17 protein-coding genes and 1 riboswitch are annotated in these 23,894 nt (G+C 40.0%); of the genes, 7 read left to right on the forward strand and 10 right to left on the reverse strand.

Annotation, left to right across the window (positions count from 1 at the left end; genetic code table 11):
• Positions 1 to 8: 8 nt before the first annotated feature.
• The 9 genes from recC to rppH form a co-directional block, all read right to left on the reverse strand.
• Entirely contained in the window at positions 9 to 3,392 is a 3,384-nt protein-coding gene (gene recC / locus QQS39_RS15255; RefSeq protein ID WP_285804850.1) for an exodeoxyribonuclease V subunit gamma, read from the reverse strand.
• A 15-nt stretch (positions 3,393 to 3,407) separates the two neighbouring features.
• Positions 3,408 to 3,749 (reverse strand): hypothetical protein, encoded by a 342-nt coding sequence (locus QQS39_RS15260; protein ID WP_285804851.1) that lies wholly within the window; start codon positions 3,747 to 3,749, stop codon positions 3,408 to 3,410.
• Positions 3,737 to 4,198 carry a DUF2509 family protein gene (locus QQS39_RS15265; RefSeq protein ID WP_285804852.1) on the reverse strand — a complete coding sequence of 154 codons (462 nt, stop codon included), beginning with the start codon at positions 4,196 to 4,198 and terminating at the stop codon, positions 3,737 to 3,739. The genes QQS39_RS15260 and QQS39_RS15265 overlap by 13 nt, the downstream gene beginning before the upstream one ends.
• The gene (locus QQS39_RS15270; RefSeq protein ID WP_285804853.1) at positions 4,195 to 4,839 is read right to left on the reverse strand and encodes a prepilin peptidase-dependent protein; all 645 of its coding nucleotides are present in this window, start codon (positions 4,837 to 4,839) and stop codon (positions 4,195 to 4,197) included. Before QQS39_RS15270 ends, QQS39_RS15265 begins: the two co-directional genes overlap by 4 nt.
• Complete coding sequence (locus QQS39_RS15275) at positions 4,833 to 5,342, reverse strand: potassium:proton antiporter (RefSeq protein WP_285804854.1); 510 nt, start codon at positions 5,340 to 5,342, stop codon at positions 4,833 to 4,835. Before QQS39_RS15275 ends, QQS39_RS15270 begins: the two co-directional genes overlap by 7 nt.
• A gap of 183 nt (positions 5,343 to 5,525) precedes the next feature.
• Complete coding sequence (locus tag QQS39_RS15280; protein WP_151435999.1) at positions 5,526 to 6,377, reverse strand: thymidylate synthase; 852 nt, start codon at positions 6,375 to 6,377, stop codon at positions 5,526 to 5,528.
• A gap of 45 nt (positions 6,378 to 6,422) precedes the next feature.
• Entirely contained in the window at positions 6,423 to 7,313 is an 891-nt protein-coding gene (lgt, locus tag QQS39_RS15285) for a prolipoprotein diacylglyceryl transferase (protein WP_196570732.1), read from the reverse strand.
• 79 nt (positions 7,314 to 7,392) lie between these two features.
• Positions 7,393 to 9,639, reverse strand: coding sequence for a phosphoenolpyruvate--protein phosphotransferase (gene ptsP / locus QQS39_RS15290; protein ID WP_285804855.1), 2,247 nt, complete (start codon positions 9,637 to 9,639; stop codon positions 7,393 to 7,395).
• 8 nt (positions 9,640 to 9,647) lie between these two features.
• Positions 9,648 to 10,178, reverse strand: coding sequence for an RNA pyrophosphohydrolase (gene rppH, locus QQS39_RS15295; RefSeq protein ID WP_036934096.1), 531 nt, complete (start codon positions 10,176 to 10,178; stop codon positions 9,648 to 9,650).
• Between the two features lie 112 nt (positions 10,179 to 10,290).
• A riboswitch (TPP riboswitch) is annotated at positions 10,291 to 10,382 on the forward strand.
• 115 nt (positions 10,383 to 10,497) lie between these two features.
• On the opposite strand from rppH, the gene thiB reads away from it, so the two are divergent.
• The 6 genes from thiB (at position 10,498) to rluA (ending at position 19,975) form a co-directional block, all read left to right on the forward strand.
• Entirely contained in the window at positions 10,498 to 11,460 is a 963-nt protein-coding gene (gene thiB / locus QQS39_RS15300) for a thiamine ABC transporter substrate binding subunit (protein ID WP_285805903.1), read from the forward strand.
• Entirely contained in the window at positions 11,460 to 13,040 is a 1,581-nt protein-coding gene (gene thiP, locus QQS39_RS15305) for a thiamine/thiamine pyrophosphate ABC transporter permease ThiP (RefSeq protein ID WP_285804856.1), read from the forward strand. Before thiB ends, thiP begins: the two co-directional genes overlap by 1 nt.
• The gene (thiQ, locus tag QQS39_RS15310; RefSeq protein WP_151436003.1) at positions 13,033 to 13,734 is read left to right on the forward strand and encodes a thiamine ABC transporter ATP-binding protein ThiQ; all 702 of its coding nucleotides are present in this window, start codon (positions 13,033 to 13,035) and stop codon (positions 13,732 to 13,734) included. The genes thiP and thiQ overlap by 8 nt, the downstream gene beginning before the upstream one ends.
• Positions 13,735 to 13,825: 91 nt before the next feature.
• The gene (locus tag QQS39_RS15315) at positions 13,826 to 16,177 is read left to right on the forward strand and encodes a DNA polymerase II (RefSeq protein ID WP_432711544.1); all 2,352 of its coding nucleotides are present in this window, start codon (positions 13,826 to 13,828) and stop codon (positions 16,175 to 16,177) included.
• 185 nt (positions 16,178 to 16,362) lie between these two features.
• The gene (gene rapA / locus QQS39_RS15320) at positions 16,363 to 19,266 is read left to right on the forward strand and encodes an RNA polymerase-associated protein RapA (protein ID WP_285804857.1); all 2,904 of its coding nucleotides are present in this window, start codon (positions 16,363 to 16,365) and stop codon (positions 19,264 to 19,266) included.
• Between the two features lie 55 nt (positions 19,267 to 19,321).
• Entirely contained in the window at positions 19,322 to 19,975 is a 654-nt protein-coding gene (rluA, locus tag QQS39_RS15325; RefSeq protein WP_072064290.1) for a bifunctional tRNA pseudouridine(32) synthase/23S rRNA pseudouridine(746) synthase RluA, read from the forward strand.
• Positions 19,976 to 20,218: 243 nt separating this feature from the next.
• On the opposite strand, the gene djlA is transcribed toward rluA, so the two are convergent.
• On the reverse strand, positions 20,219 to 21,019 hold the full coding sequence (gene djlA / locus QQS39_RS15330; RefSeq protein ID WP_023582748.1) for a co-chaperone DjlA: 801 nt from the start codon (positions 21,017 to 21,019) through the stop codon (positions 20,219 to 20,221).
• Between the two features lie 430 nt (positions 21,020 to 21,449).
• On the opposite strand from djlA, the gene lptD reads away from it, so the two are divergent.
• Positions 21,450 to 23,822 (forward strand): LPS assembly protein LptD, encoded by a 2,373-nt coding sequence (gene lptD, locus QQS39_RS15335; protein ID WP_285804858.1) that lies wholly within the window; start codon positions 21,450 to 21,452, stop codon positions 23,820 to 23,822.
• Positions 23,823 to 23,894: the final 72 nt, after the last annotated feature.

The raw sequence follows: 23,894 nt of genomic DNA on the forward strand, positions 1-23,894 counted from the left end.
GAGCTCCCTTATTTTTTTAGAAATGGAATTATTGGTTTAAATATGGTTAATGCCGTCTGTTTGACCGTTTGTAAAAAAGGCTCGTCTAATTGAGAGAAAGCACGCTGAACATACATGTCGTTCATTTCACCATCTCGATTATAGCTATCCGTTAAATGTTGCATCAGTACTAATTCTGCTTTTTCAAGGGTCTCTTCATCATCAAGTAAAAACTCTTGTGATTTTTTATCATAGCAAGCTTGTAACCAAGCCCAACCACTTTTCGCAAATAGCGCTAATGGGCTATTTAACCCTTGTTTATAGTCACTGATTAACTTGTCTAATGTTGAATAGGCAACTTCAGGATCAACGGGTAATAAACACCATTGAGTCTCTTTTCTGCCGTAGAATCGGCTCTCGCCTGTTCCCTCTTTTAAACAATAAACTAGGTGCTCAATCCACAGCTGCAATAAGTCATTAGCTGTTAAGCTGGCAGGTCGCCAACGTAATAAACCGTCAGCTTGTACCTCATTTAAACGACCAATCAATGGCATTGCACTAAAGCTTTGCTCTAATGTGACAGAATGTGTGGCTAATCGTTCACTTCTTATCTTTTCAGCTAAAGGAAGTAACTCTTCTATTTGCTGCTCCCAATAAATTTGACCAAATGCACTGGCAGGAAGTTGTCCTGCGGCTTTGATACGCTCAAACAAAGCTTCTGTTGAGGTTTGATCAATCAATGCTTTTAATAACCATTGATTCAATAGATAACGTTGAAGGGCATTTATCACAAATGGCTCTTCTTCAGGTAATTCTGTTTCTTCGATAACAAAGTTTGTTTTTAATCTTTGTTGGAAGAATGCACGAATAGGATGTCGATAAAAACGTGCAAGCGCATCAACAGAGACTTTATCTATCGTGTCATCATCATTAAGTGGCTCGGTAAAACTTTGATGAACCTCACCTTGTCCACTAGCCGCAGGCAACCATTCAGAGGCATAAGAACGGAAGGAAGCGTCTATTCGGAAATTTTCTTGAGCAAAAGGAACACGGCTATGTTGTGTTAATAAATGCTGATTTATACGAGTCGCGCTGTCATCGACATTGAGTTCACCATCCTCCGGCAAACGGAAATTTTGCCCAATATAATCTTGTAACTCTTTGATTAAGACTGATGGATTACATTCTCGATCATCACGTATCGATTTTCCGATATAACTGACATAAAGGTATTTTTCAGCTGAGCTAAGTGCTTCAAGAAATAAATAGCGGTCATCATCACGACGTTTTCTATCACCACGACGGCGTTTTTCTGCCATTAAATCAAACCCTAGCGGCTGAATATTACGAGGATAAATACCATCGTTCATACCTAATAAACACACTGCTTTAAAAGGAATGGAGCGCATAGGCATTAATGTACAAAAATTAACGCTACCGGCTAAAAAACGCTGACTGATTTTTTCATCATCGAACCGTACTGTTAATTCATCACGAATAAGGACTAGCGGAATTTCATTTTGATATTGCGCTTTCAACCCATTTTCAATCACTTTCTGCCATTGTTGGATAATAAGCGCTAACACTAATTCCGTTTCTTCATCAGACTCAAAAAAGGCATCAACTAATTGTTGTCCAACTTCTAGCCATGCTTCTAACGAACGCGTTTCGCTCAAACGTGTACGCCAATCACTTAATGTATAAAGAAAATCAGCGAGATGCCCTGCAAGCTCCGCAACTAATCCACTGGATTCATCGTAAGGAAGCACACCTTTCCAAGGACCATTTTCACTTTCCATCGCATAGCCAAGCAACATGCGCAGTAAGCCAAATTCCCATGTATTTTTGCCCGTGATTGGTAATAAGAATGAAGCCACATTTTCATCATCTAATCCCCAGCGTATGCCTGACTCATCAACCCAACGACGTAGTAGCTTTAGTTCATTTTCAAAAATAGAAAAATGCCCTGCTAAAGCAGGTACTTCAAGTAGTGCCAATACTTGTTCGGCAGTAAAACGACTTTGAGGAAGCTCTAACAATGTAATAAAAGCCTGTAATACAGGGTGCGCTTGACGAGCTTTTCTATCTGAAATAGCAAAAGGAAGATAACGCTCTGAAGGCGCATTACCAAACACAGCTTGAATATAAGGTGTATAGCTATCGATATCCGCAACCATCACGATAATATCACGCGGTAATAATTCAGGATCTTGCTCTAGCAAATGCAGCAATTGATCTTGTAACACTTCCACTTCGCGCTGTGGGCTATGGCTGGCATGAAAAGTCAGTGAGTGATCATCTGGCGAAATGACTCGTTTATTTTCACTACATTCATAAGTTTCAAGTGTTGTACCTAATTGTGAAAAATCTTCTAAATCAAGGATATCCGCTTGCAATTGATGAAGTAAGTTATCTCTTGGGATCTCAACAAACGCATCTAACACATAGGTATATTCAAGTTCAGAAAGGAAATAAAGATTATCTTTACCCAATTTTCCCCATGACGCTAATAGCGGATTACCGATATTTTGCTCGCCATCATCATTAAATAACAAAGACGCATTTTTTTCGTCTTTAAACCAAGGCAATTCATGTAATTGCTTATAATGGCGTGGTTTTCTGCTATTAAGGCGAGAGAGAAATTTAGGATCTTGAATATCCCCCCAATAGTAACGGCAAGGATTGGTAAAGAGTAAATAAATCTCGGTATGACGCCCTATCGCTTGTAATGCCTGTAAATAAACTTGAGGTAGCGCTGAAATCCCACAAATAAAAATACGGGGTGGAAAACAGTGTTGAAGCTCCCCTTCTTTTGCATTATTCAATGTCGAAATAAATTGCTGATAAAGATTAGAACGGTGCCATTGAGGTTGATTAAGATCTTTTGTGTATTGCTGTAATGCTACCCACAATATTTTTTGCCAGTGTTGGTTTTCACTCAACCCTTCGATTAGCTCATCTTTTTCCCACGAAGCTAACCAATCTGAACGATAAACTAAATATTGGTCAAATAAGTCAGCTACACGCCCTGCTAACTGATGAAGTTTACGTTTATCTTCATCATCATTAAGGTAATGCAGTAAGGGTTTAAATTCTTCATGAGGCAAAAATTCGGGCAGCAATGCCATTAATTTCCATGTCATGGCATCTTTAGAAAAAGCGCTTTCTTTAGGTATACCTGATAATACCCGAGTAAACATTTCCCAAATAAAAGTTGCTGGTAATGGGTAACGGATATTAGCAGCAATACCCAAACTTTCGGCAAGCTGGATTTGCAGCCACTGAGACATTCCGGGGCTTTGTACAAGGATCACTTCTTGTTCAAAAGGAGAAGAAAGTGGTCTGGTCTGCATAAAATGCACCATAAGTGACTTTAGCAATGACAACTGATTTGAGTGATATATATGAAACATCAGATCCTCATCTTATTAATAGCATGACCAGTAATACAGCTTTATTTCGGGTAATACATTATTGGCAACATAACCTTCTATTTGCAGACAACCTTCAGACTGTAAAAGTGAATGCGTCATTATTTTAAGGTTAGATGCGAAATAATCAGGGGATTTATCGGACATTTGTTCAAATAAAACAAAAAGTTCCTGCCCTGCCTGCTGAATTTGAATTAACTGCTGAAAATCAGCTTTTAATGATTGACTATACCCTATAATAGCGACAAAACTAATATTAAAAAACAGCAATATAAACATTGCGTTAAGTAAAATAGAGCCACTTTCTGATTTATTTTGAATATTATCTATAACACACACTCCTTATGCACTAAGGGGCAATAATCTAGCCATCCATTTGGATGTGCAACAATGGATTTATTTTTGTCATTCAAAAAATCAACCCATTGATAATGATATATTTTATAACCATTTACACTTTCTGCCTGTCCTTGCAACAAACCCTTTTCTAACGAAATCAAAAATAAACAGCTTTTTATTTTAGGATTTGCATGAAAATAACGGCATTGCCATTTATTTAGCTGTGGCGATAAAATTTCCCAATTCTGTTTTATTCCCCACACCAAGGCAGATTCAGCAAATAAAAAAGCCTGTCGAGCTTGTAACTCTTGCATCACTATTTGTTGAGACTGTCTGTAATGATAAGCAAAATTTCCAATTGCCGATAAACTCATAACAATAAACCCTATTACGACAAGTAAACTTGCAAATCCTTGCTCATTTTTATTGAAAATTGTATTAATACTCATAACCTGGTCACATTCCTTAACCGAATGTCATTCTTATAATGCAATTTGATAGCAGGGGATTGTTTTAAATGAAATTTTAAAGAAACCGAAAGATAAAAAAATGGTTTCTTGTTGATAAGATGTTGCCTTGAATAAGGGCGTAAAATAAATTCAGTCACTTCAATCTCATGACTTTCGAAAAATCGTTGCCATCCTGAAGAAGTACAATTTTTTACTCCTCTTAATTGTTCTAGTTGTCCATTTTTAAGACGATATCCAAAATAATCACTTTCTTTTGAAGAGGGAGCATCCCAGCGACCATTGCCATTTACGTCATAAGCAAAAATAATGCAGCTATTTTTTTCTTGATAAGAATACTGTCCTATTTTTAATGGTGAAATATGCAACGCTTTTGGCTGCGATACATTGGCGCAATCACCATGACAATATCCCGTTCGCCTTAGTTGTGTTTCTAGCACCAATAACCTTTCTCTTAAAAAGATATCTAATTGATGCTGTTGGTAAGAATGGATCAATGTGTTCATGATTTGAGGAAAAGCCCGACTGATAGATAGAAATAAAATCCCACTTATCGCGATAGCAAAGAGGCATTCCATCAACATCATGCCAGATGAAAATGAAAATATTGACCGCTTTAACATGGCGAGAATGCCTTAATTTTCTGGCTACATGCTCTTATTCTACCTAAAGATGAAATCACAATTTTCACTTCACCCTCTGAACTTTGAAGCACAAAACTCATTGGTCTTAAGGTTTGACGAGTCCCCCCAAACGTAAAATTTGAAACTGTTGATTGCTTAAGTTGAACACCAGAAGCTAATTGAAAAATAGTTTGTTTTTCAGGTAAATGCTGTAGAGGTAAAGGGATCGCGATGAGTTTATTACTGGGCGATAAATGAAACGATATTTTAATTTTTATATTAAACAATAGCGCTTGTTGTCGCTGATAAGAAAGAAAAGCAATCGTTTCACGTACACTATGTATCAATTGACGTTGGTGAGTAAATTGCTGATAGGTGGTGATTGATAAGTAGCTTAAAATCGAGGCGATTATCATGACAATAAGCATTTCAAGTAGGCTTATTCCAAATTCGCTCTCTTGCTGATGCGCCCTACTTAGGCTTATATCCATGTTATTGTTCATTTATTCCTCCTTTTTAACCTACTGAGAGAATGCAGACAAAACATCTAACGGTAAATAAAGGAAAGTGTTTTTTTCGAACAACAACGCAATAACCGTATTTTCAGAATAAACACGAAAAAGAGTCATAGAAATAAAAAAGCCCCTGTTTATCACTAAACAGAGGCTTTAAAACACAAAGGAAAATCAAACCGTAAATGGATATTTTATCGCTTCATGGCATTGATAACCTTCAACAGTAAAATCATCCGTTGTTACCCATGTTTCGATATCTTCCAACGTTTTTATCTTTGGATTGATATGTAATGTTGGTAACGGCAATGGCTCTCTTTTTAACTGCACATCACGCATTAGAGGTAATTGATTTTCATAGATATGTGCATTGATTATCTTATGAAATGCTTTACCCGGCTTATGCCCTGTAATTTGAGCCACCAGCGCTAATAAAACAAAGCACTGAATTTGGTTAAAGTTCAAACCTAGTGGTACATCACAACTGCGCTGATAAGAGGTTAAATAAAGCGTATCACCGACTAATGAAAAGGTGTGTGTATGCATGCAAGGGCGTAAACATCCCAGTTCCGTTTCACCCGGATTATAGAACGTTACGATCTCACCACGATCATCGATACCTTTAGTCAAGTTATCTACCACTTTACGCAGTTGATCAAAATGAGAACCATCAGGGCGTTGCCATTGGCGTCCTTGAACGCCATATACACGCCCCATATCGTCTTCACCTTTACGATGAGGATTGTTCAACCATGCGTCATTTTCATTTGCATTGGCATTCCATGTATTACAGCCAATTTCACGAAATTGAGCGGCATTGTCATAGCCACGTAAATACCCTAACAGTTCTGCAATGGCCGCTTTATAAAAACTTTTTCGTGTTGTTATTAGCGGAAATTGGTTACTCGCAACATCATATTCCAGATCGGCATTAATCACCGTTAAACAACGGGTTCCTGTCCGTTTATTATCAATCCATTGCCCTTCATCGATAATGCGTTGACACAATGCCAGATACTGCTTCATGTTGTCTCTCTTGTAATTAGCTAATAATAAAAAATTTATCTCACACTATTTGTGAGCAGGTGTTGGATTTTGTGGCGTCTTTTTATCTTGACGATAAGCCCATACCATAAAAATAATACCCAACAAAATCATTGGAATTGAAAGTATTTGCCCCATACTCACACCACCAAATAATCCTAACTGTGCATCTGGTTGACGGAAGAATTCAACAATAATACGGAATGCACCATAACCAATCAGGAATAGACCCGACACACTTCCGACAGGACGATTTTTACGCACAAAAATATTCAGAATAATAAATAACACCACACCTTCTAACAGCATTTCATAAAGCTGAGAGGGGTGACGAGGTAAAACACCATATTCTTGAATAATAGGCAGTAACGTTGTTGGATCTTGGGCAACAAGTTGGAGATCTTCAGAACGAGAACTTGGGAATAAAATGGCCCAAGGCGTATCTAATGTGACACGTCCCCATAATTCGCCATTGATAAAGTTACCAATACGACCTAACCCTAATCCAAATGGAATTAACGGCGCAACAAAGTCCGCCACTTGGAAAAATTTACGTTTAGTGCGTTTAGCAAACCAAATCATCGCACAAATAACCCCAATTAAACCACCATGGAACGACATTCCGCCATCCCATACTTTAAAGAGGTAAAGAGGATCATTTAGAAAAACAGGTAGATTATAGAATAAAACATAACCTAAACGGCCACCAATAAACACACCAACAAAACCGACATAAAGTAATGTTTCAACTTCATTTTTATTCCAACCACTATTCGGTTTTGCAGCTCGACGATTTGCAAGCCATAAGGCAAAGACAAATCCAACTAAATACATCATACCATACCAGTGTAATGACACCGGGCCGATAGAAAACATAACGGGATCAATCTCTGGAAATTTAAGGTAGCTTATACTCATTATTCCCTACTTCACTTAATTAATAATTTCTGTGCTGGTTATTTATTACCAACATAGAAAAGGCTTATACGAAGGTTTACTAAATACCTCCGCGAATTAATCCACCTAATCCTTGCCGTTCCATAAATTCAGAAGACAATTTTTTGATCCCTATTGTCGTTTCAGCTTGCAACACCTGTTGCATAAAAGGCTGTAACATCACAGGATCAAGATGGCGCAATAAGTATTTTACCCTAGGTAAACTACGACCACTCATGCTTAACTGCCTAAAACCTAGCCCTATTAACAGCAATGCCCCTATTGGCGTACCCGCCATTTCACCACAAACACTCACTGGCAATTGATAATATTGGCATTGTGTTGCAATCAAATGCAGTGAACGCAATAGCGCAGGATGCAAATTATCATAGAGTAATGCTACATGGGTATTATTACGATCGACGGCAAGCAAATATTGAGTCAGATCGTTGGTTCCAACAGAGATAAAATCAACCCGACTCGCCAACTGTGACAGCACAAACACCAATGAAGGTACTTCAAGCATAATACCCAGCGGAGGTGGAACACATTCACATTTTAGCTCTCGACTCACTTCATCACATGCTCGTAGCAGCAATGTTCTTGCTTCGTCAATTTCATCAATACTTGTCACCATCGGCAACAAAATTTTCAAATTTTTAAATTCGAGATTTGCTTTTAGCATTGCACGTAGCTGAATAAGGAAGATTTCTGGTTGATCAAGCAATATTCTTATTCCTCTCCAACCTAAGCAGGGATTTTCCTCATTAATTGGCATATAAGGAAGTTGCTTATCAGCACCAATGTCTAAAGCACGTAATACAACCGGTTTATCAGGGAAAAAAGAGAGTATTTCACGGTAGCGATTTTTCTGTTCATCTTCTGACGGAAAACCGCTTTGTAGCATAAACGGAATTTCGGTGCGATATAAACCAACGCCATCTATTCCCACACTAATGCGTTGCTCATACTTTATGTTTAATCCCGCATTCAGTTGAACGCTGACTGCCTCGCCATTTTTTAAAACTGCTTGCTGTTCAAGCTGCTCTTCTGCAATTTGGCTTAATACGCTCTCTTCATCAATAATTTGTTTATATTCTTGAGTAATAAAAGGCTCTGGCTCAATAAATATTTCACCACGATACCCATCAAGAATAAGCATGCGATTATGCAAAAGCTCAGGTTGAATATCTGCCCCCATAATCGCAGGTATTCCCATCGCTCTAACAAGAATGGCAGAATGTGAGTGAGTTGCGCCATCTCGAACAATGACACCAGCAAGTTGTTGCTCTGGTAATTCCGCCAATAAACTTGCACTTAATTCATCAGCAACCAAAATAAAACGCTCTGGCCAAATATTAGTTGAGCTGAGATCATCATCTAGATGAAATAATAAACGACGCCCTAATGCTTTAAGATCAGAAGCTCTCTCTCGCATATAACCATCTTTTAGGCTAGAAAATTGGGCGGCGACTTTCTCAACCACCACTTTAACCGCCCATTCCGCAACATATCCCTGTGTAATGATTGCGGTCATTTTATGTTTAAGCTGTGGATCATTGAGTAAATGCGAATAGAGATCAAATATGGCGGCACTCTCTTTTTGCGCATTTGCCATAAAGCGCTTACTAAAGCGGCGACATTCTGCGGTAGCATCTTCTAAAGCTATCGTAAGTCGATTTAATTCTGCCTTTATATCAAGAGCACTGGCTTTAAAGACATTTTCAAGGATAGGTTGAGAGACTTCTTGCCAGCCATAAGCCATCACCACACCAGTCGAAACCGAAAGTGCTTTAATACGGCTTTGGCGATATTGCCCAAAAAGCCCTTTAGTTTGGACTTGCGATAATGTGGCACCAAGCTGTGTCGCCAGCGTCACCATAAAAGATTCTTCGCTTTCATTAAATAAGCGACGCTCTTTTTGCTGAACGACTAATACACCCAGGAGTTGGCGACGATAGACAATAGGAACGCCAAGGAAAGCACGGAGATCATCTTCTTTAACTTGAGGAAGGTATTTAAAGCTAGGATGTTCGCGAATATCAGCAAGGTTGATAAGCTCTGAAAGACGCCCCACTTCACCAACAACGCCTTCATCAAATGAAAGGCTAACGGCTCTCCCTCTAGGTTTTTTTAACCCTTTGGTCGCCATAAGATAAAAACAACTACGTTGTTTATCGGCAAGATAAATAGAACACACATCCGTGTGCATTGCCTGACACGTTTCCTTGACTAAGAGTTCAAGTGCTTCTGGAAGCCCTGCTGCCATAGCTACTTTTTCTACTATTTCTCGCAAACGTGTCAGCATAGTGTTATCTAATACCTTTTACGCCGATATCCATACGATGGACGAGGTAAAGACACTTGTTCTTGCAATGGCATGACTACAGGTGCGAATTCTTTCATTACACGTCGATAAACATCGCGTTTAAAAGAGACGACTTGTCTAACAGGATACCAGTAGCTCACCCAACGCCAGCCATCAAATTCTGGCGTTTTGCTTTGTTGAACATTAATGTCTTTATCATTACTTGTTAACTGCAAAAGGAACCAACGCTGTTTTTGTCCAATACAAACAGGTTTTGTGTCCCAACGCACCAAACGCTTAGGTAACTTGTAACGTAACCAGTTACGTGTGGAGGCAAGAATTTTAACATCCTTGCGACTTAACCCAACTTCTTCGAACAACTCTCGGTACATTGCCTGCTCTGGCGATTCTCCAGGATTAATTCCCCCTTGAGGAAACTGCCATGAATGTTGCCCATAGCGACGAGCCCAAAGCACTTGCCCTTGCCGATTACAAATTACAATCCCTACATTCGGGCGGTAGCCATCATCATCGATCACTAGACTACCTCAATAACCAAATTTGAAAGATAACTCATTGTTTCATACTACCCACAAACGGTAAACCTCTATCAACAGACTTTGCACAACGCGCGTATTTATCTACAATGGGAAAGTCTCAACGGGGTGCCTTTTTCGGCTGAGAAAAACTCGTGGAACCTGATCCAGCTAATACTGGCGTAGGGATTTGAGTCAGGATGTTGCAATATTCATTGGTTTGCCATCCTCACTCCTCAGATCCTACCTGACTTTTACTGAGGAACTAAACGTGTTAACTAAATCACTTCGCTTTACTTTCTTTCTGGGCGCTCTGGGCATTATGAGCACTTTTTCAGCTCAAGCCTTAGCACAAAAACCCACACTTACTGTTTACACTTATGATTCATTTACCGCAGATTGGGGGCCAGGGCCTGCAATAAAAAAGGCGTTTGAACAACAATGTGATTGCGAACTAAAACTTGTCGCTCTTTCTGATGGTGTTTCTCTGCTTAATCGCTTACGTATGGAAGGTAATAAAAGTAAGGCAGATATTATTTTAGGATTAGATAACAATCTGATCCACGCAGCAAAAGAAACCGGGCTTTTCGCCCCAAGTCATATCGATACATCCAAACTTACCTTACCTGAAAAATGGACTGATGATACCTTTGTGCCTTATGACTACGGTTATTTTGCTTTTATCTATGATAAAAACCGCATTGCTAATCCTCCAAAAAGTATGGCTGATCTGCTAAATAGCAAAGAAAAGTGGAAGATTTTGTATCAAGATCCTCGCACCAGCACACCGGGTTTGGGTTTAATGCTATGGATGCAGTCACTTTATCCTGAAAATACGGCCACTGAATGGAAAAAATTGTCAGAGAAAACACTGACAGTGACGAAAGGTTGGAGTGAATCTTATGGCTTATTCTTAAAAGGCGAAGGTGATTTTGTACTTAGTTACACATCATCTCCGGGTTATCACATTTTAGCGGATAAAAAAGATAACTATGCAGCGGCAATTTTCGATGAAGGGCATTACTTACAAGTCGAAGTCGCAGCAAAATTGAAATCGAGCAAACAACCTGAATTAGCTCAACAATTTATGCAATTTATGTTAACCCCTGCATTCCAAGAAACCATACCTACTACCAATTGGATGTATCCTGTTATAGATATGCCATTACCTGACGTCTATTCCGTGATGCCTAAACCCGAAAAATCATTGCAATTCAATGCAGATGTTGTCGCAAAAGAGCGCCAAACATGGACTCGTAATTGGCAAGCTGCGGTTAGTCGCTAATGGGAAGATGGCTTATCCCGGGGCTATGTGCCTCGGGTTTACTGCTTATTGTTGCGTTATTATCATTTGGTGCATTGTGGTTTAACGCGCCAAGTGGTGAGCTGTCCTCAATTTTTGCTGATGAATATTTATGGCATGTCGTCCGCTTTACTTTTTGGCAAGCCTTTTTATCTGCACTATTTTCGATATTACCGGCTATTTGGCTCGCAAAAGCACTCTATCGACGCCAATTTAAAGGGCGAACACTGTTTTTACGCCTATGTGCCATGAGCCTTGTATTACCTGTTCTAGTTGCACTTTTTGGTATTTTAACGGTTTATGGCAGAGTGGGATGGATTGCTCAAATTTGTGAATGGCTAGGGATCGACTACCAATTTACGCCTTATGGTTTGCAGGGTATTTTACTGGCACATATTTTCTTTAATATGCCATTAGCAACCCGAATGCTATTGCAAGCTCTTGAAAGTATCTCATCAGAGCAACGCCAATTAGCCTCACAATTAGGCATGAATGGCTGGCAACGTTTCCGCTTCCTCGAATTTCCTTATTTATGGCGTCAAATACTCCCCACTGCATCGCTAATTTTTATGCTCTGCTTTGCAAGCTTTGCTACTGTGTTGGCATTAGGCGGAGGTCCCGCTGCAACAACAGTTGAACTCGCGATTTATCAAGCATTAAGTTATGACTATGATTTACATCGTGCGGCACTTCTAGCGTTGATCCAACTCTTTTGTTGTTTAGGCTTAGTGCTTATCAGTCAAAAGCTAAAAGGCTCCCTTTTTGTAGGAAACAGCCAAAAGCTGCATTGGCGTGATCCCTATGATCCAATATTTAGCAAAATAACCGATGGTCTAATTATCATCCTTGCGATCCTCTTTTTAGTGCCCCCCATTTTAGCCGTGATCACTGATGGTCTGAATAGCCAATTTCTACTTGTTATTCAACAACCTGTACTTTGGCAAGCTTTTACAACCTCACTGATTATTGCTATTGGTGCGGGCATTGTTTGCGTTGTATTAACGATGATGTTGTTATGGAGTAGTCGAGAACTTCGCTTACGCCATTTTAAAAAAGCAGGACAAACCATGGAAATGAGTGGTTTGATTATTTTGGCGATGCCGGGAATTGTGTTGGCAACAGGCTTTTTCCTTCTATTCAATAATACGATTGGATTACCCGAATCACCGTATGTTTTAGTCATTTTAACCAACGCATTAATTGCCATTCCGTATGCATTAAAAGTACTCGAAAACCCGATGAATGATATCGCTTCACGTTATGGTCTTTTATGCCAATCGCTTAATTTACAAGGTATAAATCGACTGCGTTGGATAGAATTACGCGCATTGAAAAAGCCGATTTCACAAGCCCTTGCTTTTGCTTGTGTGATTTCTATTGGTGATTTCGGTATTGTGGCTCTTTTTGGTAATGAAACCTTTAGAACCTTACCTTTCTATCTTTATCAGCAAATTGGCGCTTATCACACACAAGATGGTGCCGTGACCGCCATGATATTATTGCTACTTTGCTTCACTCTTTTTAGCCTAATAGAACGATTGGCAGGAAAATCTCATGATTAAATTAGAGCATCTTGCTTACACTTATGAACACCAACATCTCTTATTTAATTTAACCGTTAATACGGGAGAGCGTATCGCCGTATTAGGTCCCAGTGGCGCAGGAAAAAGCACATTACTCAGTTTAATTGCTGGTTTTTTACCATCAGAAAAAGGAAGCCTGTTTCTTAATGGTCAAGATCATACAAAAACAGTGCCAGCAAAACGCCCTATTTCCATGTTATTTCAAGATAACAATCTATTTCCTCATTTAACTGTCAGGCAAAATATTGGCTTAGGGTTAAATCCGGGATTAAAACTGACTGACGCGCAAAAAGTACTCTTAGAGGATCGCGCTAAACAAGTGGCTCTCAGTGAATATCTTGAACGCTTACCTTCTCAATTATCAGGAGGACAACGTCAACGTATCGCAATTGCGCGTTGCTTGGTACGCGAACAACCGATTTTATTACTCGATGAGCCTTTCTCTGCCCTTGATCCTGCGTTACGCATTGAAATGCTGGCACTACTTGAGCAACTTTGTGATGAAAAAGCGTTAACCTTATTGATGGTTTCTCATAGCTTAGAAGATGCTGCAAAAATTGCCTCAAGAGCGATTGTGATTGATAACGGTATGATTGTGTATGATGGTAATACGCAATCATTAATAAATGGCGAAGTGGATCAATCACTTATTTTAGGTATTCCGTTTAATTAATCTCAACCAAAATTAACTGTATAAATATCCACTACATTGACTATAATAAACACATCTTTAGTGAATTATTTGTGTTTATTGGGTGCTCATAATGGGTCATACGGAACAAGGCTTTATTCTTACTCGCCACTGGAGCGACACCCCAAAAGGTATTGTCGTCTCTTATTGGCTGGCGACAGATAATGGCGCACATAAAGTAACTGTTCCTATGCAACGCGCTATCGGTTTTGTTGCCCGCCAACATGAAACTGTTTTACGCTCACTCGTTGATAAAAATCCTGATATTGAAATTCGCCCTCTTGATTTAAAAGATTTCGAAAGACAGCCCGTTTTTGGTGTTTATTGCAAACAATACCGCCAACTTGTTCAACTTGAGCAACAACTTAAAGAGCATCATATTCGCCTTTATGAAGCAGATATCCGCCCTCATGAACGCTATATGATGGAGCGCTTTATCACCGCACCTGTCTGGTTTCGTTATCAACAAAATAGTATTGCTACATTAAAACCAGCCCCTGATTATCGCCCAATGCTTCGAACTGTGTCTTTGGATATTGAAACCAGTGAATTTGGTGAACTTTACTCCATTGGGCTTGCAGGTTGTGGTGATAATGTGGTGTTTATGCTGACTGATGAGTTACCCGCAGAATGTGAAAGCCAGCAACCCCAAGGCTATCGCTTATGTTATGTCAGTAGCCGATTGCGTTTAATTGAAAAACTAAATGAGTGGATACAACATCACGATCCTGATGCGATTATTGGTTGGAATTTAATTCAATTCGATCTGCGTATTTTGTACACTCACGCCCAACGGTATGGCATCAGTCTATTATTAGGTCGTCAAAATAGCCCATTAGAATGGCGAGAGCATGGATTTAAAAAAGGTCATTTTTTTGCTTCAGCTCAAGGTCGTTTAATTATCGATGGGATCGATGCTTTGAAAATGGCGACATGGAATTTCCCCTCTTTTAGCCTCGAATCCGTTGCTCAAACACTGTTAGGTGAAGGTAAAGCCATTGATACACCTTACGCCAGAATGGATGAAATTAATCGGCGCTTTAAAGAAGATAAACCCGCACTGGCTTATTATAATTGGCAAGATTGTGTCTTAGTAAATCGTATCTTTGATGCGACATCTCTTATGGCGTTCTTATTAGAAAGAGCCTGTGTTACTGGGCTTTCCGTTGATAGAAGCGGTGGCTCGGTGGCAGCTTTTACCCACCTCTACTTACCTTCAATGCATCGCATTGGATATGTCGCGCCTAATCAAGGTGAAAAGCCTGAAGAACATAGCCCTGGGGGTTTTGTGATGGATTCGGCTCCCGGTTTATATGATTCTGTTGTTGTGCTTGATTACAAAAGCCTTTATCCCTCTATTATTCGTACTTTTCTAATCGATCCCGTAGGAATGATTGAAGGAATGCACCAACCTGATGAAAAGTTTTCTATTTCTGGATTTCGCCAAGCGCGATTTTCGCGAGAACAGCACTGTTTACCCGCGATTGTGTCACAAATTTGGCATGAAAGAGACAATGCCAAATTACATAAAAATGCCCCACTCTCTCAAGCTCTCAAAATTATTATGAATGCTTTTTATGGTGTTTTAGGCTCTGTTGGTTGTCGCTTTTTTGATCCTCGTCTAGCGTCTTCCATTACGCTACGAGGTCATGAAATTATGAAAAAAACACGAGAATTAATTGAGGCCCAAGGTTATCAAGTTATTTATGGCGATACGGATTCAACCTTTGTTTGGCTAAAATCACCTCACACAGAACAACAAGCACAACAAATTGGGTATCAATTAGTACAAGAGGTAAATCAATGGTGGAAAACACATCTCTTTGAAAACTATCAACTAGATTGTAAATTAGAACTAGAATACGAAACCCATTATCGTCGCTTTTTAATGCCCACTATCCGAGGTATGGAAACGGGTAGCAAGAAGCGCTATGCCGGACTCAGTAATGATAAAATGGTATTTAAGGGGTTAGAAACCGTCAGAACAGATTGGACGCCCCTTGCTCAAAAATTCCAACAAGAGCTTTATACACGTATTTTTCATCAGCAACCTTATCAGCAGTTTATTCGTGATTATGTCGCGGATACGCTTGCGGGAAAATATGATGAGAGATTGGTGTATCGTAAACGGTTACGTCGAAAATTATCAGAATATCAGCACCACGTTCCCCCTCATGTCAAAGCAGCACGCAAGGCGGATGAATATAATTTATCCCAAAATAGACCTCAACAATATCAGCAAGGCGGTTGGATTAGTTATATAATTACCCTCTTGGGGCCTGAGCCGTTAGAGCACATTACCACTGCACCTGATTATGAGCACTATATCAATAAGCAGTTAATGCCTATTGCAGACGCAATCCTACCTTTTATACAAGATGATTTTTCAACCTTGTTAAATGGGCAAATGACACTCTCATTTTAAGTTGTGTCATTTTGCAGGTGACGGTTTGCTTTGCATCTATTAACATAACGCCCCTTTGGAGATAATTAGCTTTTCTTTGTTCAAAGAATAAGCACTGTTTATCCCACAGATTTTAATGACAACACCGCAATACTGCATTCATTAATAATTCCTAAATTATATATTTGAGAGCTGAGTTTATATATATGCCTTTTACTCTTGGTCAACGTTGGATTAGCGATACTGAAAGCGAGCTTGGACTGGGTACTGTTGTGGCAATTGATGCCCGTATGGTTACCTTACTTTTTCCTGCCTGTGGCGAAAACCGCCTTTACTCCCGTCATGATGCACCAATAACGCGGGTGATGTTCAATGCAGGGGATACCGTCACCAGTCACGAAGGCTGGAAACTCGCCATCGATAACGTTGTAGAAGATAACGGCCTACTTATCTACCATGGTGTACGTTTAGACACTGAAGAGCCTACACAATTACGTGAAGTGTTCTTAGATAACAAACTCACTTTTAATAAGCCTCAAGATCGTCTTTTTGCCGGTCAAATCGACCGTATGGATCGCTTTGCATTACGCTACCGCGCTCGTAAGTTTATGAGCGAGCAGTTTAAGCAAGCACAAAGTGGTTTACGTGGTATTCGCGCAAGCCTTATTCCTCATCAGCTTTATATCGCTAATGAAGTGGGTAAACGTCATAACCCTCGCGTATTATTAGCTGATGAAGTTGGTTTAGGTAAAACGATTGAAGCCGGTATGATTATCCACCAGCAATTAATGGATGGTCGTGCTGAGCGCGTGTTGATTATTGTGCCTGAAAGCTTACAACATCAGTGGTTAGTTGAAATGTTACGCCGTTTCAATCTGCGTTTTTCACTGTTTGATGATAGCCGTTATAGCGAATCTTTATTAGATAGCGATAATCCATTTGAAACAGAACAGATGATCATCTGCTCTTTAGATTTTGTGCGTAAAAACAAGCAACGTTTTGAACACTTGGTTGAAGCAACATGGGATATGTTAGTTGTCGATGAAGCACATCACCTTGTTTGGAGTGAAGATGCGCCAAGTCGTGAATATCAAGTGATTGAAGAGTTAGCGGAATCTATTCCTTCTGTATTGCTATTAACTGCAACCCCAGAGCAGTTAGGCCAAGAAAGTCACTTTGCTCGTTTACGTCTGCTTGATCCAAGCCGTTTCCATGACTACAACGAATTTATTAATGAGCAACAAAAATATCGCCCTGTTGCCGATGCTGTCACTATTTTGCTATCAGAAGATGATTTAAATACCGAACAACAAAATATCATCAGTGAAATGATCAGCGAGCAAGATGTAGAACCATTACTGAAAGCGGCAAATACCCAAGGTGAAGAGCGTACTAAATCTCGCCAAGAACTTATCCATATGTTAATGGACAGACATGGAACGGGCCGTTTGTTATTCCGTAACACACGTTCTGGTGTTAAAGGTTTCCCAAATCGCTTACTTCACGCGATAAAAATGCCACTGCCAACACAATATCAAACCGCAATTAAAGTGGCTGAAATTATGGCAGCGAAAAAGAGCCTCGAAGTTCGTGCAAAAGAGATGCTCTACCCTGAACGTATTTACCAAGAATTCGAAGGTGAAAACGCAACATGGTGGAACTTTGATCCTCGTGTTGAATGGCTACTGGGTTTCTTAACTGCCAATCGTAATGAAAAAGTACTAGTAATTTGTGCTCAAGCAGCAACAGCACTGCAATTAGAACAAGTTTTACGTGAGCGCGAAGGTATCCGTGCAGCAGTCTTCCACGAAGGAATGTCATTACTTGAACGTGATCGTGCGGCGGCTTATTTCGCTTCTGAAGAAGAAGGTGCACAAGTTCTGCTATGTTCAGAAATCGGCTCTGAAGGACGTAACTTCCAGTTTGCGAATCAACTGGTTATGTTTGATCTACCATTTAACCCTGATTTACTAGAACAACGTATTGGTCGTCTCGATCGAATTGGCCAAAATCGCGACATTGATATTAGTATTCCTTATCTTGAAGGTACGGCTCAATCCGTCTTATTGCGCTGGTATCACGAAGGCTTAGATGCCTTTGAGCATACCTGCCCAACAGGTCGTACTATTTATGACAGCAAATATGATGCACTTGTTAACTATCTTGCTCAGCCTAATGAATTAGCAGACTTTGATGAGTTTATTGCTGCTTGTCGTAAACAGCATGATGAAATGAAGCTCAAACTTGAGCAAGGTCGCGACCGCCTGTTAGAAATGCATTCTAACGGGGGTGAAGTGGGCGTTGAATTAGCGGGTGAGATTGCAGCGCAAGATAACGATCCTGAGTTAGTGAACTTTGCACTGAACTTGTTTGATATCGTTGGTATTAATCAAGAAGATCGCAGTGATAGCTTAATTATTTTAACGCCATCCGATCATATGTTAGTGCCTGATTTCCCAGGATTACCGCAAGATGGTTGCACTATCACATTTGATAGAGAACAAGCACTATCTCGTGAAGATACTCAATTTATCAGTTGGGAACATCCAATTATCCGTAATGGCTTAGATTTAATTTTATCGGGCGATACAGGAAGTTGTGCCGTTTCTTTATTAAAAAATAAAGCATTACCAGTGGGAACACTGTTAGTCGAACTGATTTACGTGGTAGAAGCACAAGCGCCTAAACATCTTCATTTAAGCCGTTTCTTACCTGCAACACCAGTTCGCTTATTACTTGATCTAAAAGGTAATAATCTTGCTTCCCAAGTTGAGTTTGAAAGCTTTAACCGCCAATTAAATGCTGTTAATCGCCATACATCAAGCAAACTGGTCAATGCGGTACAAAATGAAGTCCACCATGTGCTTAAAGCCTCTGAACCGTTAATGGAAGTTGAAGCGAAAGGGCTTATCCAAAAAGCGAAAGAAGAAGCCGATCGCGTGCTGACTCATGAATTGTCACGCTTAGAAGCTTTACGTGCGGTAAACCCAAATATTCGTGATGATGAAGTCGAATCAATTGAAAATGAACGCGCTCATATTCTTAACCATTTAGATGAAGCAACGTGGCGTTTAGATTCAATTCGCCTTATTGTTGTTACCCACCAATAATCACCGTTAAAGCGGGGAGTATTTTACTCCCCGTTGTTTTGATGAGATATCCACCATGATGGAAGTGTATAACCCGCCGACAGATCCTTGGTTACATGTTTTATATCAAGATGAGCATATTATTGCCGTCAATAAACCCAGCGGATTACTGTCAGTACCGGGCAAAGCGCCAGAGCACAACGACAGTATTATGTCGCGCATTAAAGCAGAATTTCCTAATGCTGAGTGTGTGCATCGCCTTGATATGGCAACCAGTGGCGTTATTGTTGTTGCACTAAATAAAGAAGCAGAGCGTGAATTAAAGCGCCAGTTTCGTGAGCGTGAACCTAAAAAAACCTATATCGCACGCGTTTGGGGGCATATCGAAAAAGAAGAAGGATTGGTTGATTTACCTTTGATTTGTGATTGGCCTAATCGACCAAAACAAAAAGTCTGTCATGAAACAGGGAAAGCGGCACAAACTTTTTATGAAGTGTTGGAATATGAAGAGAATGCGACAAGAGTGAAGCTTTCACCAATAACTGGGCGTTCACATCAATTGCGGGTACATATGTTAGCGTTGGGGCATCCTATTTTAGGGGATCGCTTTTATGCACATCCACAGGCAAGAGCGATGGCACCTCGCCTGCAGTTACATGCTCAGGAATTATTTATTACGCATCCTGCTTTCCGATCCCCGATACATTTTGAATGCCTTGCCGATTTTTAGTGTCTTATGACACTAAAACAGTCACTGAACTCAATGAAGCAAGGAGCAGGCAAAGCGCTAATCCCATAACCCCAACAAGAACACGGACGTTTGACATGGATATAGTTCCTTTTTTAAGAGAAGAGAGAATGAAACAATTAAATTTCACTTATATTTTACCGTGATAAATAATAAACTCAACTCAGTCTAAGTTATCTCTATCACGGAATAATTCTCTCTTTTCTCATCTTCTTTTACAAGATGTTAACGAAATCCTTTTTCTTTTTTAATCAAATCGTAAGCAACTTGTATAGACTGTGCTTTTTGTTTTGCAATTTCCATCATTTCTGGCGGTAAACCTTTTGCTACAAGTTTATCCGGATGATGTTCTCCCATTAATTTTCTATAAGCTCTTTTTATGGTTTTAACATCATCATTTTCATCGACACCAAGTACCTTACACGCATCAGAGAGCGTAGGACCTTGAGGTTGGGGCTGATAACCCTGCCCATTTTGATAATGAAAATTCTGACCAGCCTGCATCATTGCTAATATATGTTCAAAATGCGCGCGAGAAAAACCGAGTTCATCGATAATGATAAACAACATTTTTCTTTCATTTGGATGCAGTTGACCATCCGCAAAAGCAGCTTGTAATTGGATTTCCAGAAACATCTGAAGTAAGTCACGGCGTCCAACACAAATTTGCCGAACACGTTGCAATGTGGCTCTTAATGGAAAATCAGGTGATTTACCTTCTCTAAAAGCTTGTTGCGCGGCTTGGCGACCAACACCATGCAGATTCATGCGATCCATTAATTCGCTGGCAAGAGAGATATCCGTTTGAGTCACTCGCCCTTTTGATTTTGTCAGGTGGCCTAAAACTTGAAAGGTTGCAGCAAAGAAAAAAGCTTGTCTATCACGCGTATAGCGCCCACCACTTCCTAATTTACTTCGTTGCATGTCATAGAGGTGCCCAAGAAAAACACCAATAACAATGCCCCAAAAGCCTATTCCTGCAAAACTACCAATGGTAAGACCTAATAATTTTCCCCAATAGCGCATAGACTCCTCAAATCTTCAATGCTCTGACTGCAATTTTGCATTATCATACTATTCATTTGCTTGCACACCTAACACCAAGCAACCTCTAAATAGACTTTTTCTTAAAATGAAGAGATTTACTGTTTCTCTTTGGACAGAGGTAATGCTGTTTTCGTTTAAATTGTGTTAAAGTAAAACGAGTGACCAAACGAATAACTTTAGCTTTGTTATACAGCACGAAATACCGCATCAGCGCGGTGTTTTTTTGTTTCTAATAAGGCTATAACTCTATTTCAACACAGAAACATCGAAAAAATGAGGCATACGCCTATTTTTCGGTTACCGTTAGAACAATGTTCAGAACGTTGGGCTGGTGCCGCATAACTCCCTGCGTTAGTTTCTCGCTGTTTATCAGCACGAAGCCACTGATGACGGAAGCACATAAATACTTATGAAAAAAAGTTATCCCACACTGCTGGCCACCCTAGTTTGGGCCACAATATACGGTCAGCCTGCTTATGCTGATCTTGCCTCCCAATGTTTACTGGGAGTTCCTGTTTATAACAAACCATTAGTACAAGGCGATCCTAACAGCTTGCCCGTCACCATCACTGCAAATGATATGCAAGGTGAATATCCTCGCATGGTCAAATATAAAGGTGATGTTGATATTAAACAGGGGAACCAAACCTTAAGTGCCGACAGTGTTGAACTGACACAAACTGAGGGAGAAACACCATTAAGAATGGTCACAGCAACGGGAAATGTGTCTTATGATGATCCTCAAATCATCTTAAAAGGCCCTCGTGCTTGGTCTAATCTTAATAATAAAGATACGGATATTGAGCAAGGTGATTACCAAATGGTTGGCCGCCAAGGCCGTGGTTACGCAAATAAAATGCAAATGCGTGGCGAAAACCGTTATACCATTATGGATAAAGGCATGTTCACCTCTTGTTTACCGGGAGATGATAGCTGGAGCGTTGTCGGCTCCGAGGTTATTTTAGACCGCGAAGAGCAAGTCGCTGAAATCTGGAACGCCCGTTTTCGTGTCGCCAATGTACCTATCTTTTACAGCCCTTACCTTCAATTACCCATTGGTGATAAACGCCGTTCTGGTTTCTTAATTCCTAACGGAAGCTATTCCCGTAGCTCAGGTTTTGATTTCTTACTGCCTTATTACTGGAATATCGCGCCTAATTATGATGCAACCATCAGTACCAACTATATCAGTCGTCGTGGTTTAAAATTAGATAATGAATTCCGTTATTTAACCACTCCAGGTAGCGGCACGATTGCCGTTGATTGGATTAATCACGATAGCCAATACAATAAAGATAAAGCAGAAAATAAAGCGGGCTACCTTCCTCGTGATACAGCAACCCGTTGGTTATTCTACTGGGGACATAGCGGTGTCATGAACAATGTGTGGCGATTCAATATCGATTACACAAAAGTCAGTGATAACAAGTACTTTACTGATTTCACCTCTCAATATGGTAATACCACCGATGGTTATGCAACTCAGAAATTCAGTACGGGTTATGCGCAACAGAACTGGAATGCCACATTAACAACCAAGCAGTTCCAAATTTTCTCAGATAATAAAGATGCAAGAGCTTATCGTGCAGAGCCACAGCTTGATCTCAATTATTATAAGAATGATATCGGGCCGTTTGATTTCCGTACTTACGCGCAATTTGTTCGCTTTACTAGTGTGGGAGATAACACCCCTGAAGCAAATCGTTTCCATATTGAGCCAACGATTTCACTCCCTGCATCAACGGGTTGGGCAAGCTTTAATAATGAATTGAAAGTTATGGCAACCCATTACGATCAAGACATTCCTGAGGCTTATAAGAAAAAAAATCCTAACCAATTAGATGACAGCGTTAATCGTGTATTACCGCAGTTTAAATCTGATATGAAGGTAGTGTTCGAGCGCCAATACCAAATCAATGATATTACACAAACCCTTGAGCCGCGCGTGCAATATCTTTATGTTCCTTATAAAAATCAGTCTAATATCAATAACTTTGACTCCGCATTATTACAATCAAACTATAGCGGGCTTTTCCGCGATAGAATGTATGGTGGTTTAGACCGCATTGCTTCTGCAAACCAATTAACCACCGGTGTAACTTCGCGTTTTTATGATAGCGAATTAGTTGAACGTTTTAACGTTTCTGTAGGTCAAATCTACTTCTTTGAGCGTCCAAGAACAGGTCCTTCTTCTATTGGTAATGAGATTATTAATAGCAAAGATGAAACAGGCTCAATGGTATGGGCAGGTGATGCCTACTGGCGGATCACTGATACCGTAGGTATGCGTGGTGGTTTACAATATGACCGTCGCTTAGGTAGCGTCTCAATGGGCGATGCGATTATGGAATATCGCGCAGATAGCGATCATCTTCTACAGTTGAGCTATCGTTATGTGGATCGTGACTATATCCAAGCAACGCGTGTTCGCCCTTATGATGGTGGTATTAATAAACTTCCTGAATACCAAAAAGGTATTTCACAAGTCGGTGTCGTAGGAAGTTGGCCATTAGCAGAACGTTGGGGACTTGTGGGTGCTTATTACTTTGATACCAAAGAATCAGAGCCTGTTAGCCAAATGGTTGGTCTGCAATACAACACCTGTTGCTGGGCTGTGAATGTGGGTTATGAACGGAAAATTGTTGGCTGGAAAGTTGACCACAGCGATATTGATAATAAATGGTCTGTCAATGTGGAACTCAGAGGCCTAAGTAACAATCATAGTTTGGGTAGTCAGAAAATGCTTGAACGCGGTATCTTACCTTATCAAAGAGCATTCTGATTTAATCGAACTACGGAATTGGCTGAATAAATATGTCACCCCGCAATAAGATGCGGAAAATACATAATGGGA

This window comes from Proteus appendicitidis (assembly GCF_030271835.1).
Taxonomy (GTDB): Bacteria; Pseudomonadota; Gammaproteobacteria; order Enterobacterales; family Enterobacteriaceae; genus Proteus; species Proteus appendicitidis.